This is a genomic window from Pseudomonas reidholzensis (assembly GCF_900536025.1).
In the GTDB taxonomy this organism is placed as follows: Bacteria; Pseudomonadota; Gammaproteobacteria; order Pseudomonadales; family Pseudomonadaceae; genus Aquipseudomonas; species Aquipseudomonas reidholzensis.
On sequence record NZ_UNOZ01000002.1, the window covers coordinates 26,885 to 45,402 of the forward strand.

17 protein-coding genes are annotated in these 18,518 nt (G+C 64.1%); 5 read left to right on the forward strand and 12 right to left on the reverse strand.

Going from position 1 to position 18,518, the window contains the following annotated elements; genetic code table 11:
• Nucleotides 1–596 precede the first annotated feature (596 nt).
• The 4 genes from CCOS865_RS00220 to CCOS865_RS00235 form a co-directional block, all read right to left on the reverse strand.
• On the reverse strand, nucleotides 597–1,067 hold the full coding sequence (locus CCOS865_RS00220; protein ID WP_119136989.1) for an inhibitor of vertebrate lysozyme family protein: 471 nt from the start codon (nucleotides 1,065–1,067) through the stop codon (nucleotides 597–599).
• 3 nt (nucleotides 1,068–1,070) lie between these two features.
• Nucleotides 1,071–1,232: a DUF1328 domain-containing protein gene (locus CCOS865_RS00225; protein ID WP_003252966.1), complete on the reverse strand. Its 162-nt coding sequence runs from the start codon at nucleotides 1,230–1,232 to the stop codon at nucleotides 1,071–1,073.
• Nucleotides 1,233–1,275: 43 nt separating this feature from the next.
• On the reverse strand, nucleotides 1,276–1,563 hold the full coding sequence (locus CCOS865_RS00230; RefSeq protein WP_119136990.1) for a hypothetical protein: 288 nt from the start codon (nucleotides 1,561–1,563) through the stop codon (nucleotides 1,276–1,278).
• A 175-nt stretch (nucleotides 1,564–1,738) separates the two neighbouring features.
• Nucleotides 1,739–2,560 carry a BON domain-containing protein gene (locus CCOS865_RS00235; protein WP_119136991.1) on the reverse strand — a complete coding sequence of 274 codons (822 nt, stop codon included), beginning with the start codon at nucleotides 2,558–2,560 and terminating at the stop codon, nucleotides 1,739–1,741.
• 209 nt (nucleotides 2,561–2,769) lie between these two features.
• Here CCOS865_RS00235 and algB point away from each other — a divergent pair, with 209 nt between their 5' ends.
• A complete protein-coding gene (gene algB, locus CCOS865_RS00240) occupies nucleotides 2,770–4,116 on the forward strand; it encodes a sigma-54-dependent response regulator transcription factor AlgB (RefSeq protein WP_119136992.1) in 1,347 nt (448 codons plus the stop codon).
• Nucleotides 4,113–5,891 (forward strand): KinB sensor domain-containing domain, encoded by a 1,779-nt coding sequence (locus CCOS865_RS00245; protein WP_119136993.1) that lies wholly within the window; start codon nucleotides 4,113–4,115, stop codon nucleotides 5,889–5,891. The genes algB and CCOS865_RS00245 overlap by 4 nt, the downstream gene beginning before the upstream one ends.
• 6 nt (nucleotides 5,892–5,897) lie before the next feature.
• Here the strand turns inward: CCOS865_RS00245 and CCOS865_RS00250 are convergent, their stop codons facing one another.
• The 7 genes from CCOS865_RS00250 to CCOS865_RS00280 form a co-directional block, all read right to left on the reverse strand.
• Nucleotides 5,898–7,517 (reverse strand): EAL domain-containing protein, encoded by a 1,620-nt coding sequence (locus CCOS865_RS00250; RefSeq protein WP_119136994.1) that lies wholly within the window; start codon nucleotides 7,515–7,517, stop codon nucleotides 5,898–5,900.
• Nucleotides 7,518–7,625: 108 nt separating this feature from the next.
• Nucleotides 7,626–8,402: an N-acetylmuramoyl-L-alanine amidase gene (locus CCOS865_RS00255; protein WP_119136995.1), complete on the reverse strand. Its 777-nt coding sequence runs from the start codon at nucleotides 8,400–8,402 to the stop codon at nucleotides 7,626–7,628.
• Between the two features lie 115 nt (nucleotides 8,403–8,517).
• Nucleotides 8,518–10,560 carry a GGDEF domain-containing protein gene (locus CCOS865_RS00260; protein WP_119136996.1) on the reverse strand — a complete coding sequence of 681 codons (2,043 nt, stop codon included), beginning with the start codon at nucleotides 10,558–10,560 and terminating at the stop codon, nucleotides 8,518–8,520.
• Between the two features lie 27 nt (nucleotides 10,561–10,587).
• Nucleotides 10,588–11,442 carry an endonuclease/exonuclease/phosphatase family protein gene (locus CCOS865_RS00265; RefSeq protein WP_119136997.1) on the reverse strand — a complete coding sequence of 285 codons (855 nt, stop codon included), beginning with the start codon at nucleotides 11,440–11,442 and terminating at the stop codon, nucleotides 10,588–10,590.
• Nucleotides 11,443–11,453: 11 nt separating this feature from the next.
• Entirely contained in the window at nucleotides 11,454–12,089 is a 636-nt protein-coding gene (gene dsbA, locus CCOS865_RS00270) for a thiol:disulfide interchange protein DsbA (protein ID WP_119136998.1), read from the reverse strand.
• Between the two features lie 172 nt (nucleotides 12,090–12,261).
• Nucleotides 12,262–12,879, reverse strand: a complete 618-nt coding sequence (locus CCOS865_RS00275; RefSeq protein ID WP_119136999.1) for a c-type cytochrome — start codon at nucleotides 12,877–12,879, stop codon at nucleotides 12,262–12,264.
• A gap of 31 nt (nucleotides 12,880–12,910) precedes the next feature.
• Nucleotides 12,911–13,186: a c-type cytochrome gene (locus CCOS865_RS00280; RefSeq protein ID WP_244216051.1), complete on the reverse strand. Its 276-nt coding sequence runs from the start codon at nucleotides 13,184–13,186 to the stop codon at nucleotides 12,911–12,913.
• A gap of 211 nt (nucleotides 13,187–13,397) precedes the next feature.
• On the opposite strand from CCOS865_RS00280, the gene yihA reads away from it, so the two are divergent.
• Nucleotides 13,398–14,030, forward strand: a complete 633-nt coding sequence (yihA, locus tag CCOS865_RS00285) for a ribosome biogenesis GTP-binding protein YihA/YsxC (RefSeq protein WP_119137001.1) — start codon at nucleotides 13,398–13,400, stop codon at nucleotides 14,028–14,030.
• A gap of 339 nt (nucleotides 14,031–14,369) precedes the next feature.
• Here yihA and polA read toward each other — a convergent pair whose 3' ends face one another.
• Nucleotides 14,370–17,135, reverse strand: coding sequence for a DNA polymerase I (polA, locus tag CCOS865_RS00290; RefSeq protein ID WP_167468993.1), 2,766 nt, complete (start codon nucleotides 17,133–17,135; stop codon nucleotides 14,370–14,372).
• A 75-nt stretch (nucleotides 17,136–17,210) separates the two neighbouring features.
• Here polA and CCOS865_RS00295 point away from each other — a divergent pair, with 75 nt between their 5' ends.
• Nucleotides 17,211–17,498, forward strand: a complete 288-nt coding sequence (locus CCOS865_RS00295; RefSeq protein WP_119137003.1) for a DUF2782 domain-containing protein — start codon at nucleotides 17,211–17,213, stop codon at nucleotides 17,496–17,498.
• Nucleotides 17,499–17,567: 69 nt separating this feature from the next.
• Complete coding sequence (locus CCOS865_RS00300; protein ID WP_119137004.1) at nucleotides 17,568–18,518, forward strand: homoserine kinase; 951 nt, start codon at nucleotides 17,568–17,570, stop codon at nucleotides 18,516–18,518.

An 18,518-nucleotide genomic window follows, 5' to 3' on the forward strand; every position in this document is an offset into this window, starting at 1 on the left:
AAAGGCGGCAACTATTGCGACGTGGGCGGGGTCAGTCTAATGCCGGAAACGAATACCCTATGCCGATTCGGCATGAGACCTTGAGGCAATAAGTCGCATCAGAAGGGGTTGGATTTTCGCCGTTCGGATTTCCGAACAAGACCAAACCGCCATTTTTCGGCCGATTTGGAGGCACCCAGTGGCCGCTCCGAACGCCTTGTTCGACAATCCGAATGGTCAGGAGCGTGCCAGGAAGGGGGGTGGGACGCGGAGGAAATAATTCGATGTACGGTCGAGACAAAATGTGTCTTGGAGGCAAATTCCTACAAAGTGCGGAAATCTTTCTTTATATAGGCGCTCCGGAAGTCAGGTCAGGTTTCGTATCTTTCCGACACGACCGACCTGGTACTTCCGATGCTACCTTCCTGACCCGGCCCGTGTTCGGAGGTACTCCCTGTACCCCTAGGCCACTCCGATCCTGCAACAATCAGAACAGCCCAGCCCCTTGGTCATGTGCCGTCCCTCCTCGGGGCGGCGCATCATAGAAGCCAGAACGATAGAAAGGTTCAGCTTCCATAGCGTTACAGTTGCGTGAAGTTTGTGCGGTGCCTGAGCACTCAGTACCACTTCGGATCACGCTTGAGCTGCTCCTGCAGCAGTGCCTTCATGCCGTCGTCAGGCTCGCCCAGCCAGCGGTACTGCGCGTGGCGGGTGGGCGACTTGTCGCTCGGCAGTCCTTCGGGTACCTCCACGAGCATCCCGTAGGCATCATCCTTGTCCCAGCTGAACGCAACGATCAGCCGCTTGTAGGTGCAGTTGTCGTCCGACTCACACAAGGGCCCGACCAGGTACTGGTCGCCATCCTCGGCTACGGCTGACATCTGTTCCTGCGAACTGCCGTTGAGGTTGATCACCCAGTCGGGCAAACGCTCCTCGCCCTCGAGGGCGTCTTGCCAGGCTTCCCGGTACTCGGGGTCCGAGCCCAACAGCTGGTTGACCCGGACCTGGCCGTCATTGGCCGCCATCGCCGCCGCACTACCGCCCAACAGCAGGGCGGTAGCCAGGGCTTTGCAAAGCATCCGGCTCATGGGTCAACCCCTGCCGCGTCCGAAGAAGAAGGACGCCACGAACAACACCAGGAAGACGATGAACAGGATCTTCGCAATCCCCGTGGCGGCGCCGGCGATACCACCGAAGCCCAGCACGGCAGCGACAATGGCGATGATCAGGAAAGTGATAGCCCAACTAAGCATGATGGTTCTCCTTTCTTTTTTTGAAATCGAGCCGCTCAGACCCCTAGAAAACCCAGCGGTCCTGCGGTACGACGTTTTCCAACGTGGCCGGTGAAGAGGCCTTTGGCGAAGGCAGCGGGTCTGCCGCCCTCACTAAATTCGTGGCACGGGTGGCCTGAATCTGGGTCAACAGCGCGGTCTGCGCAGCCACTTGCTCAGCGAGCCGGGCAGTCTGCCAGCTGTAATAGAACAGGCCGGCGGCCAGAGTCAGCAGCACCGCGAGGCCTGCAAAGAGGAACTGGCGTACTGGCAACGCGGTGGACTGAAGGCTGTTGACGGATTGGCGGTTCATGCCGGCTCCTCCTGCAATGTTCTTATTCAATCTATGAACAAGTAATTGCAGCCTGCATGCCAGTCTTGCCAACCTGATAAAATCCTTATAAAACAATGACTTAGCTATTAGGCCCGAGATCATTGAGGACGTATCCTGCACGATGCCGTCCGTGGCGTCGTGCGATTTGCACGAATCAGCCTTCAACCTTGGTGGCGATTTTCAGCAGGTCGGCGTCTACGCCGCGCACGCCAACGATTTGCCGGGCGACCTCGACGGCGATGGTCTTCTGCTCACTGCTGACCACCTCACCGGACAGCCGCACCAGGCCCTCCTGGCTCGCCACCTTGATGTTCAGGCCATCGAGGTTGCGGCTGAAGCGGTAGCTGCTCTGGATCTTGTCGATGATCCAGCCGTCGCTCGGCTGCGCGCCGCGGGGGGCGCCGACCGGTTTGTCACGGGCTTTGGCCATGGCTGCTGTGTCGAGGCTGACGAGGTTGTTGACCAGATGGATGCCGTCAGTGGTGCGCGCCAGCACCCCGGCCAGTTCCTTGGCCTCGACGCTGTCGACCCGACCGCGCAGGGTCACCACGCCTTCACGGCTCTCGACCTCGATCGGCGCCTGCTCGGTGACCTGGCTCCACGACAGTCGCGCCCGCACGATGGCGGCCAGGGTCGCGTCCTCCAGGCGTTGCGCGTAGGCACGCAGTTCCAGCGGTCGCTCGACCAGCTCGGGGTTGACCCGCAACTGATTGTCGACCTGCTCGATACCGCGTGTGGCCAAGGCGACGTGCTCGGCCAACTGACGCTCTACCGGGCTTTCGACTTCACCACTGAGGCGCGCTTGCGGCCCCTCGACATCGACGTCGATGCGAAACGGGTTGAGCAGGCGGTTGAGGGACAGGGCGGTTTGCAGGGCGCCTTCCAGACGGGCGTCCTGCTGCGAATCGGCGAACGCCGGTGGCATTAGCGACAGCAAGCCGGCGGCCAATACGGCCATACGGGGGGATAAGGGCATGACTGCACCTCCTCTTGTTACAAATCCAAAGATCTTCGCAAGCGCCGTGCCAGCCGTTTTTTTGCCAAAAAAGCACGATATTTCAGCTAGTTAGCTAAACAACGGGCGAGCAGCTAGCATGCAAAGGACAGAATCCTTCAGAATTGACCATGCAACTTGCCCGATCTTTCCGACACTAACTGAGATCAATCCTAAAGGAGCGTAGGAAAATGGAGTCTGCCCAGGACAACCAAGGCCGCATTCTGCTGGTAGATGACGAGTCCGCCATCCTGCGAACCTTTCGTTACTGCCTCGAAGATGAGGGCTACAGCGTAGCCACGGCCAACAGCGCCGCGCAGGCCGAATCGCTGTTGCAGCGTCAGGTGTTCGACCTGTGCTTTCTCGACCTGCGCCTGGGCGAGGACAACGGCCTCGACGTGCTGGCGCAGATGCGTATCCAGGCCCCCTGGATGCGCGTCGTCATCGTCACCGCGCACTCGGCGGTGGATACCGCGGTAGACGCCATCCAGGCCGGCGCAGCCGACTACCTGGTCAAGCCGTGCAGCCCCGACCAGCTGCGCCTGGCCACCGCCAAGCAGCTCGAAGTACGCCAGCTGTCGGCCCGCCTCGAGGCGCTCGAAGGCGAAGTGCGCAAGCCCAAGGACGGCCTCGACTCGCACAGCCCGGCCATGATGGCGGTGCTGGAAACCGCACGCCAGGTGGCGACCACCGACGCCAACATTCTCATCCTCGGCGAGTCGGGTACCGGCAAGGGCGAACTGGCCCGCGCCATCCACGGCTGGAGCAAGCGCGCGCGCAAGGCCTGCGTGACCATCAACTGCCCGTCACTGAACGCCGAGCTGATGGAGAGCGAGCTGTTCGGGCATACCCGCGGCGCCTTTACCGGGGCCAGCGAAAGTACCCTGGGGCGCGTCAGCCAGGCAGACGGCGGTACGCTGTTCCTCGACGAGATCGGCGATTTCCCGCTGACCTTGCAGCCAAAACTGCTGCGCTTCATCCAGGACAAGGAATACGAGCGGGTCGGCGACCCGGTGACCCGCCGGGCCGATGTGCGCATCCTTGCCGCCACCAACCTCAACCTCGACGACATGGTCCGCGACGGCCGCTTCCGCGAAGACCTGCTCTACCGGCTCAACGTCATCACCCTGCACCTGCCCCCCCTGCGTGAGCGTAGCGATGACATCCTGACCCTCGCCGAGCGCTTCCTCGCACGCTTCGTCAAAGAGTATTCGCGACCTGCGCGGGTGTTCAGCGACGAAGCCCGTGCCGCGCTGCTCAATTACCGTTGGCCGGGCAACATCCGCGAGCTGCGCAACGTGGTCGAACGGGCCAGCATCATCTGCCCGCAGGAGCGGGTCGAGATCACCCACCTGGGCATGGCCGAAACGACCACCAACAACGCCCCACGGATCGGCGCCGCGCTGAGCCTGGATGAGCTGGAGCGGGCCCACATCGGCGCGGTGCTGGCGGCCAGCGATACCCTCGACCAGGCGGCCAAGACGCTCGGCATCGACGCCTCGACGCTGTACCGCAAGCGCAAGCAATTCAACCTATGAAGTGGCCGATGAAGCTGCGCACGCGGCTTTTCCTGAGCATCTCGGCACTGGTCACGGTGGCGCTGGTGGGGGTTCTGGTGGGGCTGGTCAGCGTGATGCAGATGGCCAGTGTGCAACAACGCCTGGTCCGCGACACCGCGCACACCCTGGACGTGGGGCTCAAGCTGCGGCAGAACCTCGGGGAGCAGTTGACCCTGATCCTCGACGAGGACACCGACCCGGACAGCCTGGTGGCCTTGCAGGATCAATTCCAGTTGCTGCTCAACCAGGGGTTGGCGCAGGGCGACGAGCAGACGGCTTTCAGCAAGGCCAGCAGCAACTACCAGAGTTTTCTCCAGGCGTACCGCGACAGCCGCACGCCGGCGCGCAGCATGGGTACCGACCAACCGCTGGGGGCGGCCTTCAATCAGGTGCGCACCGACCTGATCGACTCGCAAAAACAGGCGCTGGACTACATCACCCGCAGCGAACAGCGCACCCGTGAGCGGGCCTTGCTGGTCAGTGGCCTGATGGGCCTGATCGCCTTGGCGGTGCTGGTCCTCGGTTTTGTCACCGCGCACAACATTGCGCGGCGCTTCGGCCAGCCGATCGAAGCCCTGGCCAAGGCCGCCGATGAAGTCGGCCAAGGCAATTTCGACGTCACCCTGCCCGTCACCCAAGCCGCCGAACTGAACCAGCTGACCCGACGCTTCGGCCTGATGGCCGATGCCCTGCGCAAGCACCAGGCGACCAACATCGACGAAGTGCTGGCCGGCCAGCAGCGCTTGCAGGCGGTGCTCGACAGTATCGACGACGGCCTGTTGATCATCGATCGCCAAGGCCACCTGGAACACCTCAACCCGGTCGCCCAGCGCCAGTTGGGCTGGGACAGCAGCCGCCTCGGCGCAGGCCTGGCCGAGGCGCTGCAACGCCCGGAGCTCGAACAGCAGTTGCGCCAGGTGCTGCGCGGCGGCAGCCTGGATCGGCCGCCGGACGACCTGAGCATCGAGGTCGACGAAGAAACCCGCCTGCTGACCTACAGCCTGACCCCGGTCAGCCACCCGCAAGGGCCGATCCTGGGCGCGGTGATGGTCCTTCACGATGTCACCGAGCAGCGGGCCTTCGAGCGCGTGCGCAGCGAGTTCGTGCTGCGCGCCTCGCATGAGCTGCGCACCCCGGTAACCGGCATGCACATGGCCTTCGGCCTGCTCCGCGAGCGGGTCAAGTTCCCGCCTGAAGCCCGCGAAACCGACCTGCTCGAGACCATTGGCGAAGAGATGCAGCGGTTGACCCAGCTGATCAACGACCTGCTCAACTTCTCCCGCTACCAGAGCGGCCTGCAGAAGCTCGAACTGGCCCACTGTGCCGTCGACGAAATGCTCGAACGGGCCCAGGCGCGGGTGGCCGGGCAGGTGGCGGACAAACACATCGACCTGCTGATCGAACTCGAACAGCCGCTGCCGCGGATCCAGGCGGACGTCTCCCAGCTCGACCGGGTGCTCGACAACCTGCTGCACAACGCCGTGCGCCACACCCCAAGCGGCGGGCGCATTCGCCTGCATGCGCGGCGTCATGGCGAGCGGGTGATCGTCAGTGTCGAGGATAACGGCGAAGGGATTGCCTATGGGCAGCAGGGGCGGATCTTCGAACCGTTCGTCCAGGTCGGCCGCAAGAAAGGCGGCGCAGGCCTGGGCTTGGCGCTGTGCAAGGAGATCGTCCAGTTGCACGGTGGCCGGATGGGCGTGTTCTCCCGGCCGGGCCAGGGCACGCAGTTCTACATGGCGCTGCCGGTCTGAGGCCCCTCAAGGCTCATCGTCGATGCGCCTTGAGCGCACCCGGCGCCCGCGGGTGATCAACTCGACGAACTGCCGGGCACTCAGCGGATGGGCGAACAACCAGCCCTGCCCGTAATTGACCCCTTCGCTGTTGAGCAGCTCCGCCTGGTCCTCGCACTCGATGCCCTCGGCGATGACCCGCAGGTGCAGGTCGTGGGCCATGCGGATGATGTGCGGGGCCACGCCGCTGCTGGCGGCATCGTGGCCAAGCGCATCGATGAACGCCTTGTCGATCTTCAGGCAGTCCACCGGCAAGGTCTGCAGGTACGCCAGGCTGCAGTAGCCGGTACCAAAATCGTCGATCAGCACCTGATGGCCGACCGCGCGCAACGCTTGCAGGTTGTCCCGGGCCACCACCACATCGATCAGGCCACGCTCGGTGACCTCGAAGGCGATCTGGCTCGCGGGCACCCGGTGGTAGGCGAGCAGTCGCGCCGCCACCGGGCCGATGCGCGGCACCATCACGTCGCAAGCGGCCAGGTTCACCGAGATGTACAGCTGGCGGTTGGCCCGCAGCAAGTGGCCCAGCTGCTCGAGCACGCGCTGCAGGACGAAGTCGGTGATCTGGCGAATCTGCCCGGTGTTTTCCGCCAGCGGAATGAACAGGTCGGGGCTGGTCAGGGTCCCGTCCGGGCGCCGCCAGCGCACTAGCGCCTCGGCCCCAACGCAGATCCGGCTGTCGAGCTCGAAGATCGGCTGATAGAGCACCTGCAGCTCGCCGCGCTTGAGGGCGTTCTGCAGTTCGGAGCTCATCGAGCGGCGCTGCAGGATCAACTGCAGGACCAGCCAACCGATACAGATCGCCACCAGCACGCTGCCGGGGAACAGCAACCAGAGCAGGCCGTTCATCTTCAACGGCAGGCTGGCACGCGGGGCGATCAGGACAAGCTGGTAGTCCGGCGACTTGGTCGGCATGCGGTAGATCAGCCGATCACTCAGCTCGAGCAGGTCCTTGGCCGAAGGCGGCGGCCAGTTGGCAGCCGGAGGCCACGGCTGGGCCGGCCCCAGCACGGGGATCGCCCGGGTACCGTGGTCGAGCACCACCAACAGGCTGCCGCCGGGGGGCAGGTCGACCACATCGGTCAGGTGGCCGCGTGAGGTGGACACCAGAAACTGGCCGCGTCCGAGCATCAGCGCAGCGAGGTTCTCGTCAGGTTCGGTGGTGGTGTTGAGCCAGTAGCTGTAGGTCGGCCCGCGGATGTCCGGCGGCCGCAAAGGCTCGAGGGCGCGCTCGCCGCCGCGGCTGGAGCAGGCGACGCTGCCGCCCACGAACGCCGCCTCGTAGATGAACCGCGAGTTCATGCTGACCTGCTGCAGGGCTTCCTGCATGGCCGGGTCACAGCCGCGCAAGGGCAGGGCCTGCAATTGGTCGACGCCTTCGCGCAGCTGGCCGAACACCTGCTCGAGGCGCTCCAAAAAGCGCTCGCCCTGGGCATTCATCTGCGCGGTCTCGCTTTCTTTCATCTGTTGCAGGGCGACGCCAACGCTGCCGGTGAGCAGCAGGATAGCGCTGGCCAGGGCAGCGAATGCGGCCAGTAGCCAGGGACGGTGGAAAATTTGGCGCAACCCAGCGAGGAAGGCTGACATCTAACACATCCAGTTGATTACCAAAGGTATAGCAACTGAATGGCGATTCGGCATCGCCGTTGGGCGCATCGCCCACCGCGGGCCGCGGCTCAGCCCCGCGGCGGCGCCTCAGCGCCTCTGGTTGAGGACCTGCAGCAGCGCGGCGCTTTGTGCATCCGGCTGGCCATCGAAGCGCTGCGGGCGGAAGCGCATCTGGAACGCGGCCAGCACATGCCGGGTCGCCACATCCAGTTCACCGGTCTGCTCGATGGCATAGCCGAACCGCGCCAACTGTTGCTGGTACCAGGACACGCTCGGCGGGTTGACCTCGAAGTACGCGCGCTGCCGCGCCACTGCGTTGGCCTCTGGCCAGACCCCCAGGCCCGCGTCAGCCAGGCGTTTCCAGGGGAACATCGGCCCAGGGTCGAGCTTGCGCAGCGGCGCGATGTCGCTGTGGCCAATGATGTAGCGCGGCTGGATGTGGTTACGCTGGACGATGTCCTTGAGCAGCACGATCAGCGCCTGTATCTGCGCCTCGCTGTAAGGGTGCCAGACGCGGCCGCTGGGCGTATCGGTGAAGCCCGGGTTGACGATCTCGATGCCGATCGAGGTCGAGTTGAGCCAAGTGCGGCCATCCCACTGGCTGTCGCCGGCATGCCAGGCACGCCGGCTTTCATCGACCAGTTGATAGACCTTGGCCGGGCCATCGCCGATCAGGTAGTGGCTGCTCACCTCGCCATGCGTCAGCAACGCCAGGGAGCGTTCCAGTGACGCGTTGGTGTAATGCAGCACGACGAACTGGATACGCTCGTCCTGATTGGCCGAGACCTGGCTGCGGTCGATCCGCGGGCCACTGCTGCATCCGCTCAAAAGCACCAGGAGCAACGCTGTGAAGAGTGTTTTCATCAAAAGAGAGCACGTCATGAGAGGCCGACATTGTCGCTACAGTATAACGTGCTGCCCCACGAACGCTTGCAGGAAAGGCCCGCAAAGTGTTGCGGGCCTTGGCCAGCCGCACGCGCTAGCCTTGCTCCACGCGGTTGCGGCCGAGGTCCTTGGCGCGGTACAGCGCGGCGTCGGCACGCTTGAGCACCTGGTCACCCCGCTCCCCGGCGCGGAACGCACTCAGGCCGATCGAGGCGGTGATCACCACCCGCTCGCCCTTGAAGTGGAACGGGCAGGCTTCGATCGCGGCGCGCAGGACTTCGGCAACCTGGCTACCAGCAGCCGGTGACGTCTGCGGCAACAGCAGGACAAACTCCTCGCCCCCAAAGCGGGCGATGAAATCACGGCCGCGCAGGCGCTTGCGCAACTGGTCGGCAACGATCTTCAAGACCTTGTCCCCGGCGAGATGACCGTAGCTGTCGTTGATGCGCTTGAAGTGGTCGAGGTCGAGGATCGCCATCGACAGATGGCCGCCATTTTCTTGCCAGTCGAGCACTTCGCGCTCGACCTGCTCGGACCATGCGGCGCGGTTGGGCAGGCCGGTCAAGGGGTCGATCAGGGCCTTCTGGCGCTGCTCTTCAAGGTGCTCGCGGTAGCCAAGCGCCTCCTGCTCCATGTTCGCCACCCGCTCGGCCAAACCGTGCAGGCGCCCGGCCAGCTCCTGCTCGCGGCGGTCACGCTCCTGCTGGTGGTCGTCGATGGTCACCAGCAGGCCTTCGAGGCGGTTGTCCAGGATGTGCTTGAGGCTGTCCAGGTCAGCAGCGCCCTGGACGCTGCTTTGCAGGCCATCGACCTGTTCGCGCAGCTGGCTGTCCAGCTCACGTGCGGCGCAACTGTTGTCGGCATGGCCGGCGCTGGCTTCGTGCAGGTGGCTCTGGAAGGTTTCCAGGCGTTCGTTGAGTTGCTGCAGATAGGCTTCGAACTCGTGCTGGCCGCTGTCGGTGATGGCCAGCATGAGCACCGCCAGGTCATCCAGTACCGGGATCAGCTCATACCAGTTCAACCCACGGGCCACCCGCTCGCGCATCTCCAGGGCCTGGGCCTTGTGCCGCTCGGGCAGGCTCAGGTCGTCGAGCAGGCCGATCAGGGTGTGCTCGATGTGCACGGCCACTTGACTGTAGGGCGGCTCGACGGCATCGGGGAGGGCGTAGGGGCCATCCTCGCCGTCCAGCAACTCGCTGTCGGTGTCTGTCGCTGCTAGCGGCTGAGGCTCATCGGGCGCGTCAGGCGCGAGCGCGTCCGGCTCGACGTCGGCCGCTACCGGCGCTTCTGGCTCGATAGCCTCTTCAACAACGGTGACGCGCGGCGGCTCGGGCTCGATAGCCTCGACCAGCGCCGGCCCCGAAGGCTCCTCAGCTGGCTCGGGTGCCAGGGCCAGCGGCTCTGCCACTGCAGCGGCAGCGGGCTGCTCGGCCTGAGTCACCGGCGCGGGCGGTGCCTCGTTGGCAACCGCAGGGGCAGGGGTGCTGGCCACGGGCGAAGCGGGCAGGGGCTGTAGCTCGTCTGACTCGGCAGCGCGGTCACTCACCTGGCCAGGCGCTGGCGCAGCAGCGGCCGCTGGCTTGGCTTCATCGGCATCCGCGCGCGGATCGCTGTCGGCCTTGCCGAACAACCGTTGCAGGAAGCCGGGGCGTTCGCCTTCCTCGGGTTGTTGCAGAAGGGTCAGGGCCTTGCCCTGCAAGCCACTGAGCTCGCCCAGCAACGGCGGCAGGTCGCGCGACTGGCTGACGCCACCGTCGAGCTTCTTCGCCAGCTTCTTCAGCGGCCGCGCGACTTCACCGGACAGCGGCAGCGCTTGCAGTTGAGCGACCAGCGAGGTCAAGGCATCGCTGACCTGGTTCATCCGCGTTTCGCGACGCTGCTCGGAGTCGAGCACGGCCTTTTCCAGGCGCGGGATCAGGTTGGCCAGCCCGGCGTCCATGTTGTCGCCGCGGATGACCTCGCGCATTTCCTTCATGCACTGGTCGACCGCCTTGTCGCTGCCTTCGGCCGCCAGGGTACTGCGCACCAGGCCACGACGCAGCAGGTCGAGCCGGGCGTCCCAACGACGCTCGAGCTTTTCCTGCTGTTCGATGCTTTTAAGGTATTTTTCCTTCCAACGATCGGCGTCGTCTGTCATGCCCGGATCCACTGAGGGTGATGGCAATTAGCTCAAAGCCGGCAGCGTATCCACAGTCAGGGCGTCAGGCAATCGAATCTCGACGGCAACGGGAAGGTGATCGGAAATCGGCTGGGCCAGGACCTCGACCCGCTCCAGGGTCAGGCTCGGGCTGAGCAGGATGTGGTCCAGGCAACGCTGCGGTCGCCAGCTGGGGAAGGTGGCTTCGACCTGCGGCGCGATCAGGCCCAGGTCACGCAGCGGGGAGTGCTCGAGCAGGTCGTTGGCATGGGTGTTCATGTCGCCCATCAGCACCTGGTGGCGATAGCCGCCGATCAGCTCGCGGATGTAGCTCAACTGCAGGGCGCGGGTCTTGGCGCCGAGGGCGAGGTGCATCATCACCACGATCAACGCGTCCTTGCCCTCACCGAAGCGCACCAGGATCGCCCCACGACCGGCAGGGCCGGGCAGCGGATGGTCTTCCAGCTGGTGCGGCTTGAGCCGGCTGAGTACGCCGTTGCTGTGCTGGGCAAAGCGCCCCAGGTTGCGGTTGAGCTGCTGGTACCAGTAAGGGAAGGCGCCGAGGTGGGCCAGGTGCTCGACCTGGTTGACGTAGCCTGAGCGCAGGCTGCCACCGTCGACTTCCTGCAGCGCGACCAGGTCGAAGTCGCTGAGCAGCGCGCCGATCTTCTGCAGGTTGCCGGCCCGCCCGGTGTGCGGCAGCAGGTGCTGCCAGCTGCGGGTCAGGTAATGGCGGTAGCGCTCGGTACTGATGCCGACCTGGATATTGAAACTGAGCAGCCGCAGTCGACCATCCTCTGGCAGGCCAGGGGCCTGCAGATGATGCTCGTTGACCTGCGGCTGGTGCAGGCCAACACCCCGGGTGGAGCGCAAGCGAGCCATGGGTTCGCCGCTTACTTAGCGGCGCGCTCCTTGGCGATCAGCTGGTCGGCGACGTTGAGGACGCCGTCCGGACCGCCGGCGGTGCCCAGGTCGAAGCGGTACTTGCCGTTGACCACCATGCTCGGTACGCCGGTGATTTCGTACTTCTTCGCCAGCTCTTTGGCCTTTTGCACCTGGCCTTTGATCGCGAAGGAGTTGAAGGTGGCGAGGAACTTGTCCTTGTCGACGCCCTGAGTGGCGAGGAACTCGGCCATGTCATCAGGCTTGACCAGCTGCTTGTGCTGGTTCTGGATCGCATCGAACACCGCAGCGTGGACCTTGTGCTCGACGCCCATGGCTTCGAGGGTCAGGAACATCTGCCCGTGGGCATCCCATGGGCCGCCGAACATGGCAGGGATGCGCACGAAGTTGACGTCGGCCGGAAGTTTTTCAGCCCATGGATTGATGGTCGGTTCGAAGTGGTAGCAGTGCGGGCAGCCGTACCAGAACAGCTCGACGACTTCGATCTTGCCTGGCTTGGACACCGGGACCGGGTTGCTCAGCTCGATATACTGCGTGCCGGCTACGGCAGGCTCGGCGGCCTGGACGGCGGTCATACCGAATACGCTGGCGGCGACCAGCGCAGCGCTGAGAATCAGTTTACGCATGCTTTACTCCTGAGCAGTCATTGGTCGCCTCGACGCGACCAGTGCTGTGACCGGTCGGGAAGGGCTCGAGTTCTGTAGTGTAACGGCTACGGACAGAAAAAAGGGCGGTCCGGGCCGCCCTTTCATCTTCGGTCATCGACCATTAACTGAGTGTTAAAGCCGCTTCGGCGCCTCAGTGCAGGCCTTGGATATAGCTGGCCAGCGCCTCGATATCCTTGTTGCTGAGCTTGCCGGCGATGGTACGCATGGTCATCGCGTCACCGTCGTTGGTCCGCTCGCCCTCACGGAAGTCGGTCAGCTGCTTGGTGACGTAGGTGGCATGCTGCCCGCTCAGGTGGGGGAAGCCTGCCAAGGCAATGCCGGCACCGTTCGGCGAGTGGCAACCAATGCAGGCGGGCATGCCTTTTTCCAGGTCGCCGCCATTGAACAGGGCCCGGCCGCGCTCGACCAGCTTGGGATCAGCGGCGCCGACACTGCCCTTCTGGCTGGAGAAGTAGGCGGCGATATCCGCCAGGTCCTGCTCGCTGAAGGGCTCGAGCATGCCGGTCATTTCCAGCACGGTACGCTTGCCGGACTTGATGTCATGCAGCTGTTTTTCAAGGTAGCGCTCGCCCTGGCCGGCGAGTTTCGGGAAGTTTGGCGCCAGGCTGTTTCCGTCAGGGTTGTGGCAGGCACCACAGATGGCGGTCTTCGCCTGACCGGCGGCAGCATCGCCTTTGATAGGGTCCGCAGCATTGGCCGCACCTGCAACCCCCATGGTCAACAGCAGACTCACGAATAGTTTGTTCATCAGCTAATCCAACACGGCTAAGGGTGAAATGTTATGTATCGGGACTGCCGCTCATCCAGAGAATGACCAAACGGTAGTCCTCGGTACTGCAGTCCCTGCACAATCCACGCGGCGGCATAGCCTTGAAACCCTGTGTAACATGCGCGACCAATACATCCACACCTTGCGCCAGCCTTGGCTCCCAGGCCGCGGAATCACCCCGTTTGGGTGCCTGCGGCAACTGCCCGGCGTGACAGGCCGCACAGCTGCGGTTGTACAACGCCTCGGGATCCTGTGTAGCCTGTGCGCTGAAAAACGGTAGGAACATACCGAAAGCCAGTAGCCATTTCGCCTTGCGGAACGACCTTTCAGGGTTGGGGGCCGCGCTGCGTTCTATTGCGCGAGCTAATGTTCGACACCCCATGTGCGCTCTCCTTCGCTGGGAGAATGCACACACAAAAACTGGGGCATTATATACTTCCGTCCTCCAAACGGAAACGACACTGCCTGGATTAGGCAACACCCACATCGGATATCCCATGCAAGTCAAGAACCCCATCCTCGGCCTCTGCCAGAAAGCCACATTCGCCCTTAGCGCCGCCAAGGTCGAACAATGCCCGGAAGACCAGGGTTACGAGGTGGCTTTCGCCGGCCGTTCCAACGCCGGTAAATCCAGCGCCCTCAACACCCTGACCCATGCCAGCCTGGCGCGAACCTCGAAAACCCCGGGGCGCACCCAGCTGTTGAATTTCTTCAGTCTGGACGATGAACGGCGTTTGGTCGACTTGCCGGGCTACGGTTATGCGAAAGTGCCGATCCCGCTCAAGCAGCACTGGCAGCGCCACCTCGAGGCCTACCTGGGCGGGCGTGAGTGCCTGCGCGGGATCATCCTGATGATGGACGTGCGCCATCCGATGACCGACTTCGACAAGATGATGCTCGACTGGGCCAAAGCCAGCGGCATGGCCATGCACATCCTGCTGACCAAGGCCGACAAGCTGACCTTTGGCGCGGCGAAGAACACCTTGCTCAAGGTGCAGGCCGAAATCCGCAAGGGTTGGGGTGATACCGCGTCGATCCAGCTGTTCTCGGCGCCCAAGCGCCAGGGCCTGGAAGAGGCCTATGCGGTGTTGGCGGGCTGGATGGCGCTGGAAGACAAGCCGGCCGAGTAAGCCGTTGCCGTGCTGGGGCTGCGCGATGGCCCCAGCGATCCGGATACTCGAATCGCAGGCAAAAAAAACCCCGGACTTCGTATGGGGAGGGGGAAGTTCGGGGTTCAAGTCTGGACCGCTAGGGCGGGGTCCAGGTATCTGCCAACACTTAACACAACATAGGAGCATCGAAGGGCTTCACCAGCCATTCAGTACCTCTGAGTCCCGCTTCACCGGTTTAGTTCCGACGCCCTGGAAACTATTTGCGATAGTTTCATGAAACAGCGCAACTAATGGCTTGGAGCCAGCAGCGGATCCACGGCACCACGCCACAGATCCTACGCTTTTCGCGCAATGCGTTTAGTGAGCTTCGTCCCAATTCGAGCCGACACCGACTTCGACCAGCAGCGGCACATCCAGCTGCGCGGCACCGCTCATGTGCTGACGGATCTCGGCCTTGACCTGCTCGACCAGGTCCTCGCGCACCTCCAGCACCAGTTCATCGTGCACCTGCAGGATCACCCGGGCCTCCAGCCCGCTGCTGCTCAGCCAGCCATCCACCGCGACCATCGCGCGCTTGATGATGTCGGCTGCGGTGCCCTGCATCGGCGCGTTGATCGCCGTGCGCTCGGCGCCTTTGCGCAGCGCCGGGTTCTTCGCGTTGATGTCCGGCAGGTACAGGCGCCGGCCGAACAGCGTCTCGACGAAGCCCTGCTCGGCGGCCTGGGCGCGCGTGCGTTCCATGTAGGCCAGCACGCCTGGGTAGCGGGTGAAGTAGCGGTCGATGTAGTCCTGCGACTGCTTGCGGTCGACGCCGATCTGCTTGGCCAGGCCGAAGGCACTCATGCCGTAGATCAGGCCGAAGTTGATCGCCTTGGCGCTGCGCCGCTGGTCGATAGTGACGTCGGCCAGGTCAACCCCGAATACTTCGGCGGCGGTCGCCCGGTGCACGTCGAGGTCGTTGCGGAAGGCGTGCAGCAGGCCTTCGTCCTTGGCCAGGTGGGCCATGATGCGCAGCTCGATCTGCGAGTAGTCGGCCGCCATCAGCGTGTAGCCCGGGCTGGCGACGAAGGCCTGGCGAATGCGCCGGCCTTCGGCGCTGCGGATCGGGATGTTCTGCAGGTTCGGGTCGCTGGACGACAGACGGCCAGTGGCGGCCACGGCCTGCTGGTACGAGGTGTGGATGCGCCCGGTGCGCGGGTTGATCTGGTGCGGCAGCTTGTCGGTGTAGGTGCTCTTGAGCTTGCTCAGGGTACGGTACTGCATCAGCACCTTGGGCAGCGGGTAGTCCTGCTCGGCCAGCTCGGCGAGCACCGCTTCGGCGGTGGACGCCTGGCCCTTGGTGGTCTTGCTCAGCACCGGCATGCCCAGCTTGTCGTAGAGGATCACGCCAAGCTGCTTGGGCGAGCCGAGGTTGAACTCTTCACCGGCCAGGGCAAACGCCTCGCGCTCGAGCTCGGCCATCTTCACCCCCAGCTCGCCGCTCTGGATCGCCAGCAGGTTGGCATCGACCAGCGCGCCCTGGCGCTCGATCTTGGCCAGCACCGGCACCAGCGGCATCTCGATGTCCATCAGCACCGGCTGCACGCTCGGGGTCTTCGCCAGCTGGGCCTGCAGCGCCTGGTGCAGGCGCAGGGTGATGTCGGCGTCTTCGGCGGCGTAGGGGCCGGCCTTGTCCAGGTGGATCTGGTTGAAGGTCAGCTGCTTGGCGCCTTTGCCGGCAATCTGCTCGAAGGTGATGGTGCTGTGGTCGAGGTACTTCTGCGCCAGGCTGTCCATGTCGTGACGGCTGGCGGTGGAATTCAGCACGTAGGACTCGAGCATGGTGTCGTAGGCCACGCCGCGCATCTCGATGCCGTTCGCCTGATCACCGCCGATCGCGCAATTTGCCAGGATATTGATGTCGTACTTGGCGTTCTGGCCGATCTTGCCCTTGCTCGGGTCTTCCAGCAGCGGCTTGAGCGCCAGCAACACGCTGTCGCGGTCGAGCTGCGCCGGTGCGCCTTCATAGTCGTGGGTCAGTGGCACATAGGCCGCCACATGCGGCTCGACCGCGAACGACACACCGACCAGCTGCGCCTGCTGGGCGTCGAGGCCGGTGGTTTCGGTGTCGAAGGCAAACAGCGGGGCCTGGCGCAGCTTTTCCAGCCAGGCATCGAAACGCGCCTGCTCGAAAATCGTCTCGTACTGCGGCTCGACCTTGGCCACCGGCGCTTCGACCGGCGCGATCACCTCGCCCACCTTGACCGCGTCACGCTGCACGTCGGCGATCCAGCTCTTGAACTCCATCTCGGTGTACAGCGCCACCAGGGCGTCGCGGTCCGGCTCGGCGCAGACCAGCGCATCGACTTCGATGTCCAGCGGCACGTCGACCTTGATGGTCGCCAGCTCATAGGACAGGAACGCCGCGTCACGGTGTTCCTCGAGCTTGGCCGGCAGGCCCTTGGCGCCACGGATAGGCAGGCTGGGGACCTTGTCGAGGTTGGCGTAGACATCGCGCAGGCCGCCACCGATGCCGGTCAGCAGGCCGACCGCGGTCTTTTCGCCCACGCCGGGGACGCCGGGAATGTTGTCGACCTTGTCGCCCATCAGGGCCAGGAAGTCGATGATGTGTTCCGGGCCGACGCCGAATTTCTCGTGCACGCCAGGGATGTCCAGCACGCTACCGGTCATGGTGTTGACCAGGGTAATGTGGCCGTCCACCAGCTGCGCCATGTCTTTGTCGCCGGTCGAGATGATCACCGGCCGGCCTGCCGCCGCGCTGCTGCGGGCAAGGGTACCGATGACGTCATCGGCCTCGACCCCTTCGACGCACAGCAGTGGGTAGCCCAGCGCCTTGACGCTGGCATGCAGCGGCTCGACCTGCACCCGCAGGTCGTCCGGCATGCTCGGCCGGTTGGCCTTGTAGTCGGCGTACATGGCGTCGCGGAAGGTCCCGCCCTTGGCGTCGAAGACCACCGCGAAGAGGCTGTCGGGGTATTGCTTGCGCAGGCTCTTGAGCATGTTCAGCACGCCCTTGACCGCACCGGTGGGCAGACCTTTGGAGGTGGTCAGCGGCGGCAGCGCGTGAAAGGCGCGGTACAGGTAGGAGGAACCGTCCACCAGGACGAGGGGCGCTAGGCTCATGAGGAGAATCAACCTTTTCGACGGGTCCGGCGCTAGAATAGCCAGAGTCATTGACGACAAAGGGACAAGGTTATCATGCGGACACCCAATCGCCTGTTACTGCTCGGCCTTCTGGCAACCATGCCGATCGTCACCCTGGCCGCGGACGAAGCCCCATCGGCAGATCCCGATGTGACCATTCGCACGGAAGGCGACAAGACCATCCAGGAGTACCGGCAGAACGGCTTCCTGTATGCGATCAAGATCACGCCAAAAAACGGCAAACCTTATTTTCTGGTACGCGCCGACGGCTCCGAAGGCAATTTCATTCGATCCGACCAGCCGGACATGCTGATTCCGTCCTGGAAGATCTTCGAGTGGTAACCTGACGCGTACCGTTCACATCAACCTGGCACTTCCCGGCGGAAGTGCCCGCATGGGCAACTTTTCATCATGTCAGTTTTCACCCCTGTGTCCCGGCCCGAGCTGGAAACCTTTCTGGCGCCGTATGAGCTGGGCCGTCTGCTCGATTTCCAGGGCATTGCCGCCGGTACCGAGAACAGCAACTTCTTCGTCAGCCTCGAACAGGGTGAGTTCGTCCTGACGCTGGTCGAGCGCGGCCCGAGCGAGGACATGCCGTTCTTCATCGACCTGCTCGACGTGCTGCACGATGCCGACATGCCGGTGCCCTATGCCCTGCGTGACCGCGACGGCAATGCCCTGCGCGAACTCAATGGCAAGCCTGCGTTGCTCCAGCCGCGGCTGTCGGGCAAGCACATCAAGGCGCCGAACAACCAGCATTGCGCCCAGGTCGGCGAGTTGCTGGCGCACATCCACCTGGCCACCCGCGAGCATACCCTCGAGCGCAAGACCGACCGTGGCCTGGACTGGATGCTCGAGTCTGGCGCCGAGTTGATCTCGCACCTCAGCGAGCAGCAACAGGCGCTGCTGCAGCCGGCGCTGGAGGAGATTGCCGTGCACAAGGCACAGATGCTGGCGCTGCCACGGGCCAACCTGCACGCCGACCTGTTCCGCGACAACGTGATGTTCGAAGGCACTCACCTGACCGGGTTGATCGACTTCTACAACGCCTGCTCGGGGCCGATGCTGTACGACATCGCCATCACCGTGAATGACTGGTGCCTGGACGAACAGGCGGGCATCGACCTGCCGCGCGCCCAGGCGTTGCTGGGTGCCTATGCAGGGCTGCGGCCGTTCACTGCGGCCGAAGCCGAGCTGTGGCCGGTGATGCTGCGCGTGGCTTGCGTGCGCTTCTGGCTGTCGCGGTTGATCGCGGCCGAGTCGTTTGCCGGGATGGACGTGATGATCCATGACCCGAGCGAGTTCGAAGTGCGTCTGGCACAGCGTCAGCAGGTAGCGCTGAAGCTGCCGTTCGCCCTCTGA

Excerpts from the sequence above, each read along its gene's own strand:
- algB (WP_119136992.1), top strand. The coding sequence starts at position 2,770 with ATGGAGTCTGCCCAGGACAACCAAGGCCGCATTCTGCTGGTAGATGAC.
- CCOS865_RS00230 (WP_119136990.1), bottom strand. The coding sequence starts at position 1,563 with ATGAACCGCCAATCCGTCAACAGCCTTCAGTCCACCGCGTTGCCAGTA.
- CCOS865_RS00220 (WP_119136989.1), bottom strand. The coding sequence starts at position 1,067 with ATGAGCCGGATGCTTTGCAAAGCCCTGGCTACCGCCCTGCTGTTGGGC.
- CCOS865_RS00280 (WP_244216051.1), bottom strand. The coding sequence starts at position 13,186 with ATGTTCCTACCGTTTTTCAGCGCACAGGCTACACAGGATCCCGAGGCG.
- polA (WP_167468993.1), bottom strand. The coding sequence starts at position 17,135 with ATGAGCCTAGCGCCCCTCGTCCTGGTGGACGGTTCCTCCTACCTGTAC.
- CCOS865_RS00265 (WP_119136997.1), bottom strand. The coding sequence starts at position 11,442 with ATGGCTCGCTTGCGCTCCACCCGGGGTGTTGGCCTGCACCAGCCGCAG.
- CCOS865_RS00260 (WP_119136996.1), bottom strand. The coding sequence starts at position 10,560 with ATGACAGACGACGCCGATCGTTGGAAGGAAAAATACCTTAAAAGCATC.
- CCOS865_RS00245 (WP_119136993.1), top strand. The coding sequence starts at position 4,113 with ATGAAGTGGCCGATGAAGCTGCGCACGCGGCTTTTCCTGAGCATCTCG.
- CCOS865_RS00275 (WP_119136999.1), bottom strand. The coding sequence starts at position 12,879 with ATGAACAAACTATTCGTGAGTCTGCTGTTGACCATGGGGGTTGCAGGT.
- yihA (WP_119137001.1), top strand. The coding sequence starts at position 13,398 with ATGCAAGTCAAGAACCCCATCCTCGGCCTCTGCCAGAAAGCCACATTC.
- CCOS865_RS00225 (WP_003252966.1), bottom strand. The coding sequence starts at position 1,232 with ATGCTTAGTTGGGCTATCACTTTCCTGATCATCGCCATTGTCGCTGCC.
- CCOS865_RS00250 (WP_119136994.1), bottom strand. The coding sequence starts at position 7,517 with ATGTCAGCCTTCCTCGCTGGGTTGCGCCAAATTTTCCACCGTCCCTGG.
- CCOS865_RS00235 (WP_119136991.1), bottom strand. The coding sequence starts at position 2,560 with ATGCCCTTATCCCCCCGTATGGCCGTATTGGCCGCCGGCTTGCTGTCG.
- dsbA (WP_119136998.1), bottom strand. The coding sequence starts at position 12,089 with ATGCGTAAACTGATTCTCAGCGCTGCGCTGGTCGCCGCCAGCGTATTC.
- CCOS865_RS00295 (WP_119137003.1), top strand. The coding sequence starts at position 17,211 with ATGCGGACACCCAATCGCCTGTTACTGCTCGGCCTTCTGGCAACCATG.
- CCOS865_RS00300 (WP_119137004.1), top strand. The coding sequence starts at position 17,568 with ATGTCAGTTTTCACCCCTGTGTCCCGGCCCGAGCTGGAAACCTTTCTG.
- CCOS865_RS00255 (WP_119136995.1), bottom strand. The coding sequence starts at position 8,402 with ATGAAAACACTCTTCACAGCGTTGCTCCTGGTGCTTTTGAGCGGATGC.